Here is an 18,391-nt window from a genome sequence, read left to right as displayed (position 1 = left end):
TCTTGCACCCGGGCATTTTAGTCGGGTTGCACGGCAGCGCCGCCGTGCCGCGCGCTTCCTATGCCTGGCGCGGAAAAATCCACAGCCGGGATGGCGGCAGGGCCAGCCTGTGCGCGCCCGGCGCCCGGTGTTCCTGGCCGTAGGCGCGCAGCGCCATGGCGCTGACCGATTCTTCTCCGGGAGGACGGAAAACGTATTCCCAGCGATCGCCCAGGTACATGCTGGTCATCAGCCGCATGTCGACGTGGTTGCCTTGCGCTTCCTCGCCCAGCCGCACGCTTTCCACGCGGATCACGCCGACGGCCTCCTGGCCTTCCTGCACCCCCGCGCCGGCCCGGCCCCATAGCGCCCAGCCCTGGCCTTCCAGCCTGGCTTCGCCATCGCGCACTTCGACGACGCGGCCGTTCAGGCGGTTGTTGGTGCCCATGAACTCGGCGGCGAACAGGGTGGCGGGCGAGCCGTACATTTCCTGCGGCGTGCCCTGTTGTTCGATACGCCCGTTGTTCAGCAGCAGGATGCGGTCGGAGATCGCCATCGCTTCGCTCTGGTCATGCGTCACCATCAGCGCCGACAGGCCCAGCCGCACGATCAGTTCGCGCAGGAAGGCGCGGGCTTCCTCGCGCAGCTTGGCATCCAGGTTGGACAAGGGTTCATCCAGGAGTATGACCGGCGGGTTGTAAACCAGCGCGCGCCCGATGGCCACGCGTTGCTGCTGGCCGCCCGACAACTGGTGCGGATGGCGCTGCGCCAGGTGTCCCAGGCCCAGCTGGTCCAGCACTTCCTGCACGCGCTGGCGGGTTTCCGCGGCGGACGTGCGGCGCAGCTGCAGGGGATAGGCGACGTTGTCGAACACCGTTTTATGCGGCCACAGCGCGTAGGACTGGAACACCAGGCCCAGGTTGCGCTCTTCGGCCGGCACTTCGCGGCGCGCCGCGCCGTCGTAGACCAGGCGTTCGCCGATGGCGATCTTGCCGCGCTTGGGCGCTTCCAGGCCGGCCACGGCACGCAGCAGCGTCGTCTTGCCGCTGCCCGACGGGCCCAGCAGGGATACGACTTCGCCCTGCTTCAGGGCCATCGATACGCCTTTCAGGACCGGATTGTCGCCGTAGTCCAGGTGCAGGTCGTCAACGGATAGTTCAATCATGAAGTTTCACTCCGAATCGCAGGGCGATGCCCAGGCCGACCACGACCAGCGCGATATTGATGAAGGAAAGCGCCGCCACGATGTCGATGGCGCCCGCCGCCCATAGCGAGACCAGCATGGAGCCTATGGTTTCCGTGCCGGGCGACAGCAGGTAGACGCCGGTGGAATACTCGCGCTCGAAGATCAGGAACATCAGCAGCCAGGAGCCGATCAGCCCGTAGCGCGCGAGCGGGACGGTGACGTGGCGCGTCACCTGGCCCCGGCGCGCGCCGGCACTGCGCGCGGCTTCCTCGAGTTCCGGGCCGACCTGCAGCAGCGTCGACGAGATCAGGCGCAGGCCATAGGCCATCCACACCACGGTGTAGGCCAGCCACACGCTGAAGATGGTGCTGCGGATCGAGCGCAGCCATTCCACAAAGTTCTCGCGCAGCCAGTCGGCGTAGGGCAGGAAGTGCAGCAGCCCGCCTTCGTCCAGGGCGTTGTCCAGCCACAGCGGCACGAACAGGAACACCCACAGGAAAGCCAGGCCGGCCAGCAGGCCCGGCACGGCGCGGGGGACCAGCACGCTGTAGTCCAGGAAGCGCGTCACGTGGTCCTGCTTGCGGTGCATGGCCAGGCCGATGAAGGTGTAGCACACGACCGCCAGCGCGCCGCCGAACACCCCGATCGCGACCGAATTGACGATGGCGCGCAGCAGGTTGGGTTGGCCCCACACCGAGCGGAAGGCGTCCAGCGACAGCACGTCCAGCAGCGAGACGCCCATGCCCCAATTGGAGACGAAGGCGCGCAGCACCACGCCGGCGAGCGGCACGAAGATCGCGACGATCAGCCACAGCCACACCACCGCGCTGGCAATGCCGCGCCATTTGCCCAGCGGCAGCGGCCGCGCACGCGAGGCCTTGCCCTTCACGGTCACGAAACGGTTGGCGGTGCGCATCAGGCGCCGCTGCAGCGCCACCAGCGGGATCGTGATGCAGATCAGCACCACGGCCACCGCGGCCATCAGGTGGTACGACGGCGTGCCCAGTTTATTGGTCAGCTTGTACAGGTAGGTGGCCAGCACCAGGTTGCCTTCCGGATCGCCCAGCACCAGCACCAGGCCGAAGACCTCCAGGCCCAGGAAGAACAGCAGCACCGACGCGTACAGCAATGCCGGCCGCACCATGGGCAGGCTGACCGACATCATTACGCGCAGGGGCGATGCGCCGGTGACGCGCGCCGCTTCCTCCACGTCCGAACCCATGCTGCGCAGCGCCGACGAAATGTACAGATAGGCGTGCGGCACGTGGGTCAGGCCGGCGATGATGACGATGCTGGTCATGGAATAGACGTTCCACGGCACGAAGCCCAGCAGTTCCTTCGCCCAGATGGAGAAAAAGCCCACCGGGCCGGCCGCCACCACATAGCCGAAACCCAGCACCATCGGCGATACGAACACCGGCACCAGGATCAGCGGCTGGATCCAGTTGCGCCCCGGGAGGTCGGTGCGTACCAGCAGGAAAGCCAGCATGCCGCCCAGCGGCACCGCGATGATGAACAGGCCGAACGCCAGGATCAGGCCGCTGACCAGGGCCTTGTAGAAATCCGGATCGTCGAAGATGAAACGGAAGGCATCCAGGCCGACTTCTTTCGATGGCGAGAAGAAAGGCGCGGACAGGAAGCTCTGGTACACGATCAGCGACAGCGGCACGTAAATGGCCAGTGCGGTGATCAATACCACTACGCCGCGCGGCAATGACTGCCATCTGGAGCGCAATGTCTGCATGGTGATGTCCCGGGTTGCGAACGCGGTGCGCCGGATGCCGGCGCGTAAGTTCCAGGCACGGCGGGGGCGGGGCGGCAGTGCTTATGGCCTCGCCGCCCCACCCGGCGCGCGCTTCACTTCGGCACGCGCGCCGACCGTTCCTTCGTGCGCGGGTTTACTTGCCCGCCGCCTTGCGCCAGTCGTTGATGAATTCGAGGCGCTTCTTCTGCTGCAGGTAGTCCAGCAGCGTTTCGTTCACGGGGATGGGCTTGAGCGCCTTGCCCAGCTTCTTGGTCATGCCGTCGACGTCGTTGTCGCCCGGGATGTCGTCGCGGATCGACGCCATGTCGGCCTTGTTGGCCACCAGGTCCTGGCCCTTCTGCGACAGCAGGTAATCCAGCCACAGCTTGGCGGCGTTGCGGTGCTTGGATTTCTTGCTGATGAAGGCCACGCGCGACAGCACCAGCGTGTAGTCGGTCGGATAGACGATGCCCAGCGATTCGTCCTTGCGGGCCCGCGCTTCCGCATAGGAACCCAGGATGTTGTAGCCGATCAGGTTTTCGCCGGACGACACCCGCTCCATCATCGTGCCGGTCGACGACTGCACCACCAGGCCGCCCTTGGCGGTATCGCGCAGCGTGTCGAAGTAGTGCGGGTCGTTCATCTTGTCCTGCACCGCCAGCATGAAGCCAACGGCGGATTTCTCGATGTCGTAGGTGGTGACCTTGTTCTTGAACTTGTCGGTCTGCGCGGCCACCAGCTTGGCCAGGTCGCCGTGCGTTTTGGGAACGTCTCCCTGCGGGATCAGGCGCTTGTTGTAGATGAAGACCGCGGGTTCGTAGGTGGTGCCGTAGGCGGTGTCCTTCCACACGGCCCAGGAAGGCAGCTTGCCTTCTTCCGGCGACTTGTATTGCAGGGCGTAGTCCTTGGCCAGCTGCAGCGCCGAATCCATGGACGAACTCCACACGACGTCGCCGCTGTTGCCGCCCGAAGCCTGTTCGCTGATGTAGCGGTTGTAGAGCTCCGTGCTGTTCATGTCGTTGTATTCGACCTTGACGCCCGGGTAGGCGGCTTCGAAGCCCTTGATGATGGGATCGGCCGTCTTGGTGTCCGTGGTCGAATAAATCACCACCGTGCCTTCTTTCTTGGCGCCGTCGATGATCTTCTGGTAATCGGAGGGGTAGCCCGTGGGGGTCTGCGCCAGCGCGGACGCGGCGGTCAGGGAAAAAGCGGCGGCGCAGGCCACCGCCAGGCGTGACGGGACTAGCATGGTTGTCTTCTCCATTTGGAATAGTCGTACTGGACGGCGCCAGTGTGGCGGCATCTTAGTGGCCGCATGCTGTCGCCGTCCTGTCATGGCGCGGCGGTCAGGGCGGCGGCGTCCTGCCCAAGGCCGGCGTATCGGTCACCAGGCGCGTCCAGTTCTGCACGAAGCGCGCGTTGCGCTGGCGGTCCAGGCCCACCAGCAGCGCCGGGCCAAGGACGACCGGCTGGACGATGCCCGACGAGCGCGCCAGCACGGCGTCGCCGCCGCGGCCGGCGCCGCCTTCGTCCACCATGGGGCCCAGGCCGCTTACGTTCGCGAGTTCGTTCTGCCCCGCCGCCGACAGCAGCCAATCGATGAAGGCGCGACCCAGCGCGGGCTGCGGCGCGTGGCGGGCGATCATGGCCGAGCGCGGCAGCACCAGCACGTAATCCTGCGGAAAGACCACGCCTATGCGGCGTCCCGCCGCCTGGCGGGCCAGGGCGTAGGAACCCAGCACGTTGTAGCCGATGTCCAGTTCGTCGTTCTCGATGGCGTCCAGGATGCCGGCCGTGGTGACGCTGAGCCGCGCGCCGACCTGGCCCAGGGCGTTCGTCAGGCCCCAGAAGTTGGACGACACCTGCTCGTCTTCCTCGGCCAACAGCTGCCCCACGCTGCTGCGACTGATGTCGTAGGTGCCCACGCGTCCGTGCAGTCGCGCGCGATCGCTCTCCAGCAGGCGCAGCAGCTCCTGCCGCGAACGCGGCACGGTGCCTTCGTTGAAACGGCGCGGGTTGTAGACGATGACGGCGGGCTCGAATGCGAAGCCGAACACTTCGTCGCGCCACACCGCCCAGGGCGGCAGGCGGTCGGCGCCGGGTGCGTCGTAGCGCATCGCGTAGCCGTCGTTGGCCAGCCGGATCTGCAGGTCGGCCGCCGAGCTGATCAGTATGTCGGCGTCGCCCAGCCGTCCCGCGACGGTGGCCTCGTAGAGCTCGCGGCTGCCCATTTCCCGATACTCGATCGTCACGTCCGGCTGGCTGGCCTGGAACGCCACGATGACCGGCGCGGCGGCGGGCGTATCCGTGGTGCCCGCGATGACCAGCAGGCGGCCAGGCGGCTGCGGGGCGGGAAACCGGGTCACCGTCGACGGTGCCGCCGCGCCACGCGCGGCCGGTATCCGTTCCGTCGCGCTCCGTGCCGCACTGCTGGCCGCGTCAGAAGCGATGGCTTGCGCACGGACAGGCTGTGGCGGGAGCGCGGCCAGGCTGGCCATCACCATGCCCGCCGCCAGCAGCAAACGCGGATACACCGGCCGCGCGCGCGGCAGCACCACGCGCGCCGACAGGCCGCCTCCCGCACGGTCCTGCAGCCACAAGGCGCCGCCGTGCGCTTCGGCCACCGTCTTGGCGATTGCCAGGCCCAATCCGGATCCCGGCGTGCCCGTCACGTCGCGGCCGCGCGTGAAGCGCTGTTGCACCGCATCCTTTTCGTCGTCGGCGATGCCCGGCCCGCAATCGTTGACCGTCAGCGCCACCCGGTAGCCAGCGACCGGCGTGGCCTGGATTTCCACCGGGCCATCCGGCGCATAACGCAAGGCGTTGTCCACCAGGTTGCGCAGCATCTCGCGCAAGGCCACGCGGTCGCCCACCACGCGCGCGCGCCGCACTTCGGGCGCGATGAAAATCCGCAGGCGCTGCGCGTCCAGCGGACCGATGCGGCGCCGCGTTTCGTTCACGGTTTCCGCAATGCCCACGGACTCGTGGCCGCGCATGCCCAGCCGATGCGTGATGGTCGCATCCATCAGCAGCTGGTTGATCAACTGGCTGGCGTGCGTCGCGTTCTGGTGGATCCGCGCAACGCGGGCGCGCAGCCGCTCGGGGTCGGTTTCGTCCATCGCCACTTCGGCCTGCGCGCGCAATGACGCCAGCGGCGTGCGCACCTGGTGCGCCGCGTCCGCCACCAGATTGTTCAGCGACGACATGATGCCGCTCAAGCGGCGCATGAAGCCGTTGAGCGCCTCGGCCAGGCCTCGCACCTCGCGCGGCACCGGCGCTTCCAGCGGCGTCAGGTCATCAGGCGCGCGGGCGCGCAGCGAGCGTTCGATCAGGGCCAGCGGCGCGAAGGCGCGCTGGATGCCGAACCACAGCAACGCCAACGCCACTGGTACGACCACCAGCAGGGGCAGGGCGCTGCGGTTCAGGATTTCCGCCGCCAGCGCATCGCGCGAGTCGCGCGTCTCAGCCACGCGGATGGTCACCCAGCCCGCGTGCCGCCCGGCGGAGATCAGCCTGCCGACCGTCGCGATGCGTATCGATTCGTCGTGATAGACCGCGTCCGAAAACACCGGCGACGCCGACCGCGCCAGCGGCAGCCCGGGCGCCAGGTCGTCGTAGCCGGTAACGGGCCTGCCGCTGGCATTGCGCACGCTGTAGAACACGCGGTCGTTGCCCGACAGCATGGCCAGCGAAGAAAACGGCGGCTCGGCGGTCACGTCGTTGTCGTCGATCTGCACCGATCCGGCGATGGTCAGCGCGGACGCCGCCAGCAGGCGGTCGAAGGCCCGGTCGGCCGCGCGGTGGGCGTAATCGCGCAGGAACAGGCTCACGGCGATGGAAGCGCACAGCAGCAGCAGGCAGCCCATGGCGAACACGCGTCCGCGTATGGAGGACGCCGCGCCCAGCGTGATTCCCTCGGCCCGCGTCGTCGCGCTCGTATCCATGCGCCGCTACGAAGCTTCGTGGATGCGCGCCTGGTATCCCACGCCGCGCACCGTGACGATATCGACCGTCGCCCCGGTGATCTTGCGCCGCAGCCGCGACACCAGCAGTTCCAGTGCGTTGGGCAAGACATCTTCCAGATCGAACAGCTGGCTCATCAGCCTTTCCTTGCCCACGGTACTGCCCATGCGATCCAGCAGGATCTCCAGCAGGCGGAATTCACGCCGTCCCAGCGTGACCGGCACGCCGCCGATATGCGCCGTGCGCCCGGCCACGTCCAGCGTCAGGTTGCCGTGCACCGCCACGCTGGTGGTGCGGCCGGCCGGCCGGCGCAGCAGCGCGCGCAGGCGGGCTTCCAGCTCGCGCAGGTCGAAGGGCTTGACCAGGTAGTCGTCGGCACCCAGGTCCAGCATGTCGATCTTGTCCTCGATTTCCGCGCGGGCCGTCACCACCAGCACCGGGGCCTCGATGCCCGATGCGCGCAGTTCGCGGATCACGTCGAAGCCGCTTTTGCCGGGCAGCATGATGTCCAGCACCAGCGCGTCCCATTCCTCGTGGCGGCTCCATTGCAGCGCCGTTTCGCCGTCCTGCACCCATTGCACGCTATGGCCCGAAGCGCGCAACTTGCTTTCGATCGCGTCGCCCAGGTCGGGATTGTCTTCGATCAGCAGTATCCGCATGCTTGTTCCCTCCCGCATCGGGCCGGTGTCGCGGCATGGGCGCCGCGGCGTTATTCGGTTTCGGCCGCGCCTTCTTCGGCGGCCGTCGCGGCCAGTTCGCCGACGAAGCGGCATTCCACTTCGAGCGTCAGCTCGTCGCGGTCCAGCAGGTCGATTTCCACCTGCGCGCCGCGCGCCAGGGACGGCAGGCCGCCCACCCGCGTCACCAAAGGCGCGTTGTTCAACCGCACCAGGTCGTCGCGCAGTACGCTGGCCGTGGTCCGCGTGATCCCCTGCTGGGCCAACCAGCGCAGGCACCAATACCGTTCCATGGTGTTCTGGAACTCGCCCCAGGCCGCGTATTGCGCGTCGAAGGCGCCAATGATGGCGAACAGGTCGGCATCGCGCGGCTTGAAGGGCGCCACCAGGCGCGCCGATACGCCGTTGTCCACCGCCGCGATCAGCTGCCACTGGTTCACCAGATCCACGTAGCGGCGCAGCGGCGACGTGCTCCAGGCGTACTGGGGCACGCCGATGGCCTCGTGCGGCAGCGGCTGGGTGCTCATGCGCACCCGTCCGGCCTGCTGCGAACGGTAGATCCCCGGCACGCCGTGCTGGGCGAGCAGGCCGCCCCATAGATTGTTCGCCAGGATCATGTATTCCGCCACCATGCGGTCCAGCGGGGCGTTGCGCTTGCGCGGCACCAGCCGCACGGGCGTTTCGGGGTCGTCAGGGTTGCCGTCGACGTAATAGCTGTATTCGACACGGCTATTGTTTTCCGGCTTGCCGCGCACCTCGTCGCGTTTGGCGGACAGGGCTTGCGCCAGCCGCCACAGCGGCCGCAGCCATTCGGCGTAGGGCAGGGCGGACTGGGGGTCGGCCAGCGCGGCCTCGCTGACGGCTTCGTCCAGCAGGTTGTGGCGCAGGTTTTCCTTCACCACGATGCGTTCGATCCGGCTTTCGGACGCCAGGATTTCACCGGTCGCGGGATTCGCGGTCACGTACAGCGACAGGGCGGGCACCTCGCGTCCCGCGTCCAGCGAAAAGGCCTGGATGACGGCGTCCGGCTGCATCGGTATCTTGTCGCCCGGCATATAGACCGTGGACAGGCGCGCGCGCGCCAGCTTGTCCAGCTCGCTGCCGCGCGTCACCGTCAGGCCCGGCGCCGCCACGTGGATGCCCACGCGCACCGTGTCGTCCGGGAGTACCGATACCGACAGGGCGTCGTCGATCTCGGTGGTCGTCACGTCGTCGACGGAATAGATTTCCGCATCGGCCAGCGGCAGCTCGCGATCCGACGGCGGGATCTGTACCTCCGGGAACCCGGTGCCGCGCGGAAAATACTGCGCCAGGAAGCGGCGCTTGTGCAGCGCCAGCGCGTTGGGGAAGGCGCCCAGGTCCAGCAGCAGCCGGTCGGGGCTCTTCGACAGCCGCGAGCAGGCGCTTTCCAGCGCCTTCCACTGCATGGTGTTCTTGTCCGGCCGCACCGCCAGCGCCTCGGCCATGGCGGCGATTTCCTCCGGCAGCCGTCCGGCCACCATATCGTCCACCCATTGCTGTTGCTGGGCCGCCTGCTTCTGCTTCTTTTCCAGGGCGGCCAGCGCGGCCGCCAGGATGTCCGGCGGCGCGGGGCGGTAGCGGCCCTTGCCGCGCCGGTGGAAGTAGGCCGGTGCGCTGTGCAGGCGCAGCAGCAGCGCCGCCTGTTCCGTGGGCGAGGGCGCGTGCCCGTAATAGTCCGCCGCCAGCGCGGGCGAGTCGAATTCCTCCTGGGGGGCGCATTCCCACAGGAACTGCAGGTCGATGTCCTCGGCCGCCGCTTCGGCCTGGCGCAGCAATTCCGCCGGCTCCGGCGCGGAGAAGGTGAATATCGCGTTGGCCCGCTTGATCTTGCTGCGCTTGCCCGATTCGGATTCCACCTGCAGGCTGGCGTCCGCTTCGGAAAGGATATGTCCGGCCTTGAACTGGCCGTCGTCTTCGTAAAACACGTGCATGGCGAGGTCCATCTGGGGCGCGGGGCGCGGCTGCGCCGCCTGCGCGCAATACTGCTGAATAGTTATTGGGTCAGGGCTGGTCGCCGTTCGGAGAATTGTCCAGCGCGAAATCGAGTACTTCCGGCATCAGGGCGGCGAAATCGGACAGCCCATGGTCGCTGCCTTCGACGATGTGCTGCCGGCAGCCGGCGTACCAGTCCCGCATTTCGCGCCAGTCGAGTACTTCGTCCCCCGTGGCCGCGATCAGGAAATAGCGTTCCAGGCGGGTCGGCCGGGCCACTTCCAGCGCGGCCAGTTCATCCACGTATTCCGGACGGAAGTCGAACGGCGCGCCCGAATGATACATACTCTGGCGGCCCACCTGCGTGGCCAGGTCGCGCGGCGCGTACACCGCGGGGTTCAGCAGTACCGCCTTGCAGTCGAGCTGTTCCGCCATCCAGGCGGCGTAATAGCCGCCCAGCGACGAGCCGATCAGCGTCAGCGCGCGCGGCGAGCGCTGGCCTCGCCGCGCCAATTCGCCCAGTTGCTCGCGCGCCAGTGCCATGGCGAGCTCCACCGCTTCGCCAGGACTGGGAGGCAGTTGCGGACAGCGCCAATCGGCCGACAGCCCGCGCCGCGCCATTTCGGCCGCCATCAGGCGAGCCTTGTAGGAAGTCGGCGATGACCGAAAGCCATGCAGGTAGAGAATCATGGGCGCTCCGGGGAAGTCAGCGCATCCAGCAGTTTGCCGTGTATGCCGCCAAACCCGCCATTGCTCATTATGAGTATGTGGTCGCCGGCCTGCGCGGTGCGCGCGATGGCGGCCACCATGGCGTCCAGGTCGTCATAGGCCGCCGCGCGGTCGCCCAGCGGGGCCAGCACGCGTGCCGGATCCCAGCCCAGCGCATGCTTGCCGGCCTTCGAACCGAAGCAGAACACCCGGTCGGCCGCCTGCAGCGCGCCGGGCAGCCGTTCCGCCATGGTGCCCAGCTTCATCGTATTGGAGCGCGGCTCCAGCACGGCCAGGATGCGTGCATCGCCCACGCGCCGGCGCAGGCCCGCAAGCGTGGTTTCGATGGCGGTCGGATGGTGGGCGAAATCGTCGTACACCGCGACGCCGCGCGCGGTGCCGCGCAGCTCCATGCGCCGTTTGACGCCGGCAAACAGCGACAGCGCCTGTATGGCGTCGCCCGGTGCCACTCCCGCGTGCTCGGCGGCAGCGATGGCCGCGAGCGCGTTGAGCCGGTTGTGCTCGCCGAGCAGGCGCCACCGGACGGTCCCGATCGCGTCGCCACCCCGGGATACGGCGAAGGCGCCGTCGGTGTCGGCCTCGCCGGCCTGCCATTCGCCATCGTCGCCGAACCGCACGGTTTCGGACCAGCAGCCGCGCGCCAGCACACGGTCCAGCGCCGCCGAGCCGGTAGGCAAAACGATCCGGCCCTTGCCCGGGATGGTGCGCACCAGGTGGTGGAATTGGGTTTCGATGGCCGCCAGATCGGGGAAGATGTCGGCGTGGTCGTATTCCAGGTTGTTCAGGATGGCGGTGCGCGGCCGGTAATGGACGAACTTGGAGCGCTTGTCGAAAAAGGCCGTGTCGTATTCGTCGGCCTCGATCACGAACAGCTTGCGCGCCGGGTCGTAGCGGGCGGACACCTGGAAGTCCTGCGCGACGCCGCCCACCAGGAAGTTCGGCCGCATCCCCGCATGTTCCAGTATCCAGGCCAGCATGGCGCTGGTCGTCGTCTTGCCATGCGTGCCAGCCACGGCCAGGACGTGCTGGCCCGCCAGCACATGATCCCCCAGCCACTGCGGTCCGGATACATAAGGCGCGCCCGTATCCAGGATGGCTTCCATCAAGGGGTTGCCGCGCGAGACCACATTGCCGATGACATAAAGGTCCGGGCGCAACGCCAGCTGGTCCGCGCCGTAGCCTTCCATCAGTTCGATCCCCTGTTCCGCCAACTGGGTGCTCATGGGCGGATAGACGCCTGCGTCGCAGCCGGTGACACGGTGGCCGCCTGCGCGCGCGATCAGCGCCAGGCCCCCCATGAAGGTGCCGCAGATGCCTAGAATGTGCAGATGCATGTGCTGTTTTCTCCTGCCGGCATTGTAGATGCTCGATCGGACGCCAGCCGGTCGCCGACCGGCGGTAAGATGACACGATGAAACGACGCACTGTTCTCCGTACGCTGCTGCTGGGCGGCCTGTCGAGTGGCCTGTCGGGCGGCTTGGCCGCCGCCGCATCGGCCGCCTCGCCCGCCGACGCCAGCGCCGGGCTGCTGGCCCAGACCTATCCCGATCTGCAGGGCAGGCCACAGCCCCTGGCCCAATGGAAAGGCAAGCCGCTCGTGGTCAACTTCTGGGCGACGTGGTGCCCGCCCTGCGTCAAGGAAATGCCGGAATTCGATGCGCTGCACAAGCGGCATCCGCAGGTGACCTTCCTGGGGCTTGCGGTGGATACGGCGGCGAACGTCGTTAAATTTGTGTCTAAAGTGCCGGTCTCCTACCCCCTGCTGGTGACCGGGCCGGGCAGCATCGACCTCATGCGCAAGCTGGGTAACGATCCTGGCGGCCTGCCGTATACACTGGTTTTAGACGCAGATGGCGGAATTAGGAAGCAGATCCTCGGTCCCGTCGATATGGCCGAGCTCGATCGTATGCTCGGTGCGGGCGCGGCGTAACCTCAATAGACAAATAGACGAAATTGTCGTAAAAAGCGGGGCTATTCGAGGTTTTCGCGACAAAAGGCTTGCTGGCGTAACCGGCTGGTCATGATCGCGGACGTTGTGCGGGCGGCCACGGCCGTCCGTTTCCGATTCACCCCGGCATACATCAGGCGGCGCTGCGGCGCGGCCGCGCCGGTCTTCCAGTCTGGCAGCAATGGCGCAACGCATACTGGTCCTGCACGGCCCCAATCTGAATCTGCTGGGTACCCGCGAACCGGGTATCTACGGCAGCCTCACCTTGGCGCAGATCAACGACGGCCTGGCCGCCCTGGCGGCGGACCTGGGGGTGTCGCTGACGGCCTGGCAAACCAACCACGAAGGCGCCCTCGTGGAGCGCATCCAGGCCGCCCGTGAAGACGGCACGGATTTCATCGTCATCAACGCCGCGGCCTACACCCATACCAGCGTGGCGGTGCGCGACGCGCTGGCGGCCGTGTCCATCCCGTTTATTGAAGTACATTTGTCCAACTTGTATAAGCGCGAGCCATTCCGGCACCACTCCTATCTGTCCGACCTCGCGGTTGGACTGATTTCCGGGCTCGGGCCCGATGGCTACGAAGCCGCTGTCCGCTACGCGGCGCGTCACTGATCGCGGCATCGTTCCACCGGTTTTCCCCTGTCTCCTCAAACCAGATATCCAATACGGCGCGGCAGCACGGCCGGCCGTCGTCAACATTCCGGGAAGCACTTATATGGATCTCCGAAAACTCAAGACCTTGATCGACCTGGTGGCGGAGTCCGGCATCGCCGAACTTGAGATCACCGAGGGCGAAGGCAAGGTCCGCATCGTCAAGTTCTCGCAGACGGTGCAGCCGGTCGCCTACCACCACGTGCAGGAATCCGCGCCCGCGCCGCAGGCCGCCCCCGCCGCCGCGCCCGCCGGGGCCGCCCCGGCGCCCGCGCCCGCGGTGCAGGGCCATGTGGTCAAGGCTCCCATGGTGGGCACGTTCTACCGTTCGCCCAATCCCGGCGCCGCGCCTTTCGTGGAAGTCGGGCAGTCGGTCAAGGAAGGCGATCCGCTGTGCATCATCGAAGCCATGAAGCTTCTGAATGAGATCGAGGCCGACAAGTCCGGCGTCATCAAGGAAATCCTGGTCGAAAACGGCGAGCCCGTCGAGTACGGCCAACCCCTGTTCGTCATCGGCTGATCGTTCCCATGTTCGAAAAAATACTGATTGCCAATCGCGGCGAGATCGCCCTGCGCATACAGCGCGCGTGCCGCGAGCTGGGCATCAAGACCGTGGTCGTGCATTCCGAAGCGGATCGCGACGCCAAATACGTCCGCCTGGCCGACGAGTCGGTATGCATCGGGCCGCCGCCGTCGCGCGAAAGCTACCTGAACATGCCGGCCATCATTTCCGCGGCGGAAGTCACCGACGCGGAAGCGATCCACCCGGGATACGGATTCCTGTCGGAAAACGCCGACTTCGCCGAGCGCGTCGAGAAAAGCGGTTTCGTCTTCATCGGTCCGCGGCCGGATTCCATCCGGCTCATGGGCGACAAGGTCAGCGCCAAGCGCGCCATGATCGAGGCCGGCGTGCCGGTGGTGCCCGGTTCGGAAGGCGCGTTGCCCGACAATCCCCAGGAAATCATGCGCATCGCGCGTGAAGTCGGCTACCCCGTCATCATCAAGGCGGCGGGTGGCGGCGGCGGCCGCGGCATGCGCGTGGTCTATACCGAAGCCGCGCTGATCAATGCCGTCACCATGACGCGTTCCGAAGCGGGCGCGGCCTTCAACAACCCGGAAGTCTATATGGAGAAGTTCCTCGAGAACCCGCGCCATATCGAAATCCAGGTGCTGGCCGACGGCGGTCGCAACGCCATCTGGCTGGGCGAGCGTGACTGTTCCATGCAGCGCCGCCACCAGAAGGTCATCGAAGAAGCACCCGCTCCCGGCATCGCCCGGCGGCTCATCGAACGCATCGGCGACCGTTGCGCCGACGCCTGCCGCAAGATCGGCTACCGGGGGGCTGGCACCTTCGAATTCCTGTACGAGAACGGCGAGTTCTATTTCATCGAAATGAACACGCGCATCCAGGTGGAACACCCGGTCACCGAACTGATCACCGGCATCGATCTGGTCCAGCAGCAGATCCGCATCGCCGCCGGCGAAAAGTTCATGCTGCGCCAGCGCGACGTGGTCCTGAAAGGCCACGCCATCGAATGCCGCATCAATGCCGAGGACCCGTTCCGATTCGTGCCCAGTCCCGGCCGCATCACCAACTGGCATACGCCGGGCGGGCCGGGCGTGCGCATCGATTCGCACGCGTTCAATGGCTACTTCGTGCCGCCCAACTACGACTCCATGATCGCCAAGGTCATCACCTATGGCGATACGCGGGAGCAATCGCTGGCGCGCATGCGGATCGCCCTGTCGGAAATGGTGGTGGAAGGCATTTCCACCAACATTCCCCTGCACCGGGAAATGCTGCAGGATGCGCGCTTCATCGAAGGCGGCACCAGCATCCACTACCTGGAACAGAAGCTGGCCCAGCGCCCCTGACCGCCCGGCGGGCCTGGGGCTTGCGCGACCGAAAGGCGGCGCGCGGGGAACGTACAATACGGCCAACGGCGGCACGGCGTGGCCGGCCGGTACGTCCCCGCAGTCACTGAATACCTCAGACGGAAGATCCTTTCATGCGTGAGCTGGTGCTCCATTCTTCGGAGACGCAGGCCGAGGCCTTGTCCGATGCGTTGCTGGACGCCGGCGTGCTGTCGGTCTCGGTGGAAGACGCCGACCGCGACACCGACGCGGAACAGCCGCTGTTCGGCGAGCCCGGCACCGAACCATCGGTCCAGGCCTGGGAGCGCAACCGCGTGGTGGCACTGCTGCCCGACGGGGCCGATCCCGCGCAGATCATCGAAAGCGTCGGCGCCGAACTGGGCGCGGATTATGCCGCCGCCCTGGCCGCATGGTCGCTGCGCGACGTGCCGGACGCCGACTGGGTCCGCCTGACCCAGCAGCAATTCGGCCCCATCCATATCGCCGACCGCATCTGGATCGTTCCCAGCTGGCACCGCGACGATCCTGAAGTCCCCGGCCTGGGCCGCCAGGAAGAGCAGGGCGGCGACATCCATATCGAGCTGGACCCGGGCCTGGCGTTCGGCACTGGCAGCCATCCCACCACCCATCTTTGCCTGGCCTGGCTGGAAGCCCAGCTGCCCGCCGGCGCCACGGTGCTGGACTACGGCTGCGGCTCCGGCATCCTGGCCATCGCGGCCCGCAAGCTGGGCGCGGGCCGCACCTGGGCAGTCGATATCGACGAACAGGCCGTCATCGCCACGCGCGAGAACGCCCGCGTCAATCGCGTGGAGCTGCAGGCCATGCTGCCCGACGAACTGGGCGACGGCGCAAGCGACGTCGTCGTGGCCAACATTCTGTCCAATCCCCTGAAGGTGCTCGCCCCCATGCTGTGCGGCCGTGTCGCCGCCGGCGGGGCGCTGGTGCTTTCCGGCGTGCTGGCGCGGCAGGCCGAAGAGGTCTGCGCCGTCTATGCGCGCTGGCTGCCCATGTCCGTCTGGCGCGAGCGCGATGGATGGGTGTGCCTGCACGGACGCAAGGCCTGACGACGACACGGACGGTAGCGCACATGGCCATGACCACCCGCTGCCCGCATTGCGGCACCGCCTTCAAGGTGGTCGCGGATCAATTGCGCGTGCGCAATGGGCTGGTGCGCTGCGGCGTCTGCGCGCGCGTATTCGACGGCCTGGCCTGCGCGGTGGATGGCCAGGCGGCGGAAGGCGCCTTGCCCCGGCCAATGCCGCGCGCCGACACGCCCCGCGCCGACACGCACCGCGCCGACACGCCGGTGCAACTGCCTGCCGAAGCCTCCCCCGTATTGTCGGTCCAGGTCCCGGCCGAACCAGCCCAGTCGCCTCGGCCCTACGCGCCGCCGCGGCATCAGCCCGCGCCCGTCGGTCCTTTGGTACCCACGTCCACCGCGGCGCCAGTGCCGCCGGCCTCGCACATGCCGCCTGCCGCGCCTGCGGTGCCTGCCGCGCCTGCGGTGCCTGCCGTGCCTGTCGCGGCGGCCGCCGTGCTGCGCGGCCGCGATAGCGCGCGCGGCCTCGCATCCGATCCGCGCGAACCGGTGCTCGCGCCTTATGTGCCGCCCGGCGCCGCCCACGTGCCGCGGATCGAGCCGCCAGCCGAGCCATCGATCGGGCCATCATATGGATCGTCGTACGGATCGTCGTTCGTTCCCCCGATCGAGACGCCGACGTCCTATCGTCACGCGGATGACGTCGACGACGTCGACGACGGTGATGACGTCGCTTACGACAATGACGACGACCGCACGATCGACGACCGCCAACCGTACGCGCGCGTCCGCCCCGGCCCCTATCGCCAGGACGACATCGACGACGCGCCGCCCCCCGCCCGCGACGTCCCGCGCGGCAACCGCTTCCCCATCTATGCCGACCGCGATGCCGTGGAGGAAGACGATCCCGACTTCGTCTCCATTCCTGGCGAGTCCCGCACGCGCTACGACGACCTGACCGATGCCGGCATGGCGCCGCCCGTCTTCATGGACGAAGAAGTGCAGCGGCGCCGTACGCTGCTTTCCCGGGTCTGGCTGGCCGGCGTCCTGGTCGCGCTGCTCGTGCTGGCGCTGCAATGCCTGTATATCTACCGCACGCCGATCGCGACGTCCATGCCGGCGCTGCGGCCCGCCATGGAAGCCCTCTGCCGCCAGGTGGGTTGCCAGGTCGGTTATGCGCGGCGCCTGGAACGTATATCGATCACCGCGTCTTCCCTGCAGCCGCAGAGCGGCGTTGCCTCGGAAGACGGCGTCATGCGGTTGACGCTGCGTGTCACCCTGCGCAACCGCTTCGACAAGCCGCAACCCTGGCCGGGGCTGGTGCTGCAATTGACCGACCTGTCGGACACCGTGGTAGTGCGCAAGGTCCTGCTGCCCGAAAACTATCTGCCGCCCGGTACGCAGGGTCCGTTCCCCGCCGGCGGCGAGCTCAGCCTGGCCGTGCCGCTGCAGGTCAACGGCCTGCACGTGAACGGCTACCAGCTCGACAAATTCTTCCCCTGACTTCTCTGGATTAAAGGATTTCCCATCATGGCAGCTCCGGTTCTGGTGTGCGGTTCCATGGCGTTCGACACCATCGCCGTGTTCGAAGGCCGTTTCAAGGAACACATCCTGCCCGACCGCATCCACGCGCTCAGCGTTTCGTTCCTGACGCCTTCGATGCGCAAGGAATTCGGCGGGTGCTCGGGCAACATCGCCTACAACCTCAAGCTGCTGGGCGGCAATCCCGTTCCGGTGGCCACCGTCGGCGAGGACGCTGGCGACTATCTGCAACGCCTGTCCGGCCTGGGCATCGATACCCGCCTGGTCAAGGTCATCCCCCAGACCTTCACGGCGCAATGCTTCATCACCACCGATCTGGAAGACAACCAGATCGCGGCGTTTCACCCTGGCGCGATGTCGTTCTCGGCGCAAAACGATCTGAGCGGCACGCCGGCGCAATGGGCCATCGTCGCGCCCGACGCCAAGGAAGGCATGTTCGCCCATGCGGAACGCCTGAAGGCGGCCGGCATTCCTTTCATATTCGACCTGGGCCAGGCGATGCCCCTGTTCGACGGCGCGGACCTGCAACGCATGCTGGGTATGGCGCAGGCGATGACCGTCAACGACTATGAAGCCAGCATCGTGGAGCAGCGCACCGGCAAGACGATCGCCGAACTGGCCCGCGGCCTGCGTGCCGTCGTGGTGACGCGCGGCGCGGAAGGCGCTTCCCTCTGGACCGAAGGCGCGGAACACAAGATCGAGCCGGTACGCGCGCAAGCCGTCGTGGACCCCACCGGCTGCGGCGACGCGCATCGGGCCGGTCTGCTGTACGGCCTGACCAGCGGGTGGAGCTGGCTGGACAGCTGCAAGCTGGCGAACGTCATGGGCGCCATCAAGATCGCGTCGCGCGGTCCGCAAAACCACCAGCCTACGCGCGACGAAATTGGTAAGTTGCTGCAACAAGCGTACGGCGTCCAGCTCTGACGCGCCGTCGGCGGGGGACGACGCGGCCGGCCGCGGGTTTTTCGGCTGCCCGTTCCCCCCGGGATCGGCGCAGCGCCGCAACAATGAAAAATCGTGAAAAACGGCGCGGCCTGAAACTTGCGGACGTCGCGACGGACTAAGCTAAAACAGACGTTGCAACGTATTTCCCGCTGCGTA

General features: G+C 67.2%; 15 protein-coding genes. 7 read left to right on the top strand and 8 right to left on the bottom strand.

Annotated features, from left to right (window positions below):
* Positions 1-58: 58 nt before the first annotated feature.
* The 8 genes from CAL12_RS24920 to mpl all read right to left on the bottom strand — a co-directional run bounded on the left by CAL12_RS24920 (position 59) and on the right by mpl (position 11,565).
* Complete coding sequence (locus CAL12_RS24920; protein WP_086067059.1) at positions 59-1,144, bottom strand: ABC transporter ATP-binding protein; 1,086 nt, start codon at positions 1,142-1,144, stop codon at positions 59-61.
* Positions 1,137-2,909 carry an ABC transporter permease gene (locus CAL12_RS24915; protein WP_086067058.1) on the bottom strand — a complete coding sequence of 591 codons (1,773 nt, stop codon included), beginning with the start codon at positions 2,907-2,909 and terminating at the stop codon, positions 1,137-1,139. Before CAL12_RS24915 ends, CAL12_RS24920 begins: the two co-directional genes overlap by 8 nt.
* 154 nt (positions 2,910-3,063) lie before the next feature.
* Positions 3,064-4,158, bottom strand: coding sequence for an ABC transporter substrate-binding protein (locus tag CAL12_RS24910; RefSeq protein WP_086067057.1), 1,095 nt, complete (start codon positions 4,156-4,158; stop codon positions 3,064-3,066).
* A 97-nt stretch (positions 4,159-4,255) separates the two neighbouring features.
* Positions 4,256-6,853 (bottom strand): sensor histidine kinase, encoded by a 2,598-nt coding sequence (locus CAL12_RS24905; protein WP_086067056.1) that lies wholly within the window; start codon positions 6,851-6,853, stop codon positions 4,256-4,258.
* A 6-nt stretch (positions 6,854-6,859) separates the two neighbouring features.
* Positions 6,860-7,531, bottom strand: coding sequence for a response regulator transcription factor (locus tag CAL12_RS24900; protein ID WP_086067055.1), 672 nt, complete (start codon positions 7,529-7,531; stop codon positions 6,860-6,862).
* 50 nt (positions 7,532-7,581) lie between these two features.
* Positions 7,582-9,501, bottom strand: coding sequence for a ribonuclease catalytic domain-containing protein (locus tag CAL12_RS24895; protein WP_086068101.1), 1,920 nt, complete (start codon positions 9,499-9,501; stop codon positions 7,582-7,584).
* A gap of 70 nt (positions 9,502-9,571) precedes the next feature.
* On the bottom strand, positions 9,572-10,192 hold the full coding sequence (locus CAL12_RS24890; RefSeq protein ID WP_086067054.1) for a YqiA/YcfP family alpha/beta fold hydrolase: 621 nt from the start codon (positions 10,190-10,192) through the stop codon (positions 9,572-9,574).
* Positions 10,189-11,565 (bottom strand): UDP-N-acetylmuramate:L-alanyl-gamma-D-glutamyl-meso-diaminopimelate ligase, encoded by a 1,377-nt coding sequence (mpl, locus tag CAL12_RS24885; protein ID WP_086067053.1) that lies wholly within the window; start codon positions 11,563-11,565, stop codon positions 10,189-10,191. The genes CAL12_RS24890 and mpl overlap by 4 nt, the downstream gene beginning before the upstream one ends.
* A 77-nt stretch (positions 11,566-11,642) precedes the next feature.
* Between mpl and CAL12_RS24880 the strand changes: the two genes are divergently transcribed.
* The 7 genes from CAL12_RS24880 (at position 11,643) to CAL12_RS24850 (ending at position 18,214) form a co-directional block, all read left to right on the top strand.
* On the top strand, positions 11,643-12,161 hold the full coding sequence (locus CAL12_RS24880; protein WP_086067052.1) for a TlpA family protein disulfide reductase: 519 nt from the start codon (positions 11,643-11,645) through the stop codon (positions 12,159-12,161).
* 199 nt (positions 12,162-12,360) lie between these two features.
* The gene (gene aroQ, locus CAL12_RS24875; protein WP_086067051.1) at positions 12,361-12,795 is read left to right on the top strand and encodes a type II 3-dehydroquinate dehydratase; all 435 of its coding nucleotides are present in this window, start codon (positions 12,361-12,363) and stop codon (positions 12,793-12,795) included.
* Positions 12,796-12,898: 103 nt separating this feature from the next.
* A complete protein-coding gene (accB, locus tag CAL12_RS24870; RefSeq protein ID WP_086067050.1) occupies positions 12,899-13,354 on the top strand; it encodes an acetyl-CoA carboxylase biotin carboxyl carrier protein in 456 nt (151 codons plus the stop codon).
* An 8-nt stretch (positions 13,355-13,362) separates the two neighbouring features.
* Complete coding sequence (gene accC, locus CAL12_RS24865; protein ID WP_086067049.1) at positions 13,363-14,709, top strand: acetyl-CoA carboxylase biotin carboxylase subunit; 1,347 nt, start codon at positions 13,363-13,365, stop codon at positions 14,707-14,709.
* Positions 14,710-14,843: 134 nt separating this feature from the next.
* Positions 14,844-15,773: a 50S ribosomal protein L11 methyltransferase gene (gene prmA, locus CAL12_RS24860; protein WP_086067048.1), complete on the top strand. Its 930-nt coding sequence runs from the start codon at positions 14,844-14,846 to the stop codon at positions 15,771-15,773.
* 23 nt (positions 15,774-15,796) lie between these two features.
* On the top strand, positions 15,797-17,251 hold the full coding sequence (locus CAL12_RS24855; protein WP_086067047.1) for a DUF3426 domain-containing protein: 1,455 nt from the start codon (positions 15,797-15,799) through the stop codon (positions 17,249-17,251).
* Positions 17,252-17,278: 27 nt separating this feature from the next.
* Complete coding sequence (locus tag CAL12_RS24850; protein ID WP_086067046.1) at positions 17,279-18,214, top strand: carbohydrate kinase family protein; 936 nt, start codon at positions 17,279-17,281, stop codon at positions 18,212-18,214.
* Positions 18,215-18,391 lie beyond the last annotated feature (177 nt).

Source organism: Bordetella genomosp. 8 (assembly GCF_002119685.1).
Classification (GTDB): Bacteria; Pseudomonadota; Gammaproteobacteria; order Burkholderiales; family Burkholderiaceae_B; genus Bordetella_C.
Note: the sequence above shows the minus strand (reverse complement) of the source record. Positions and strands in the feature narration are given on the sequence as shown.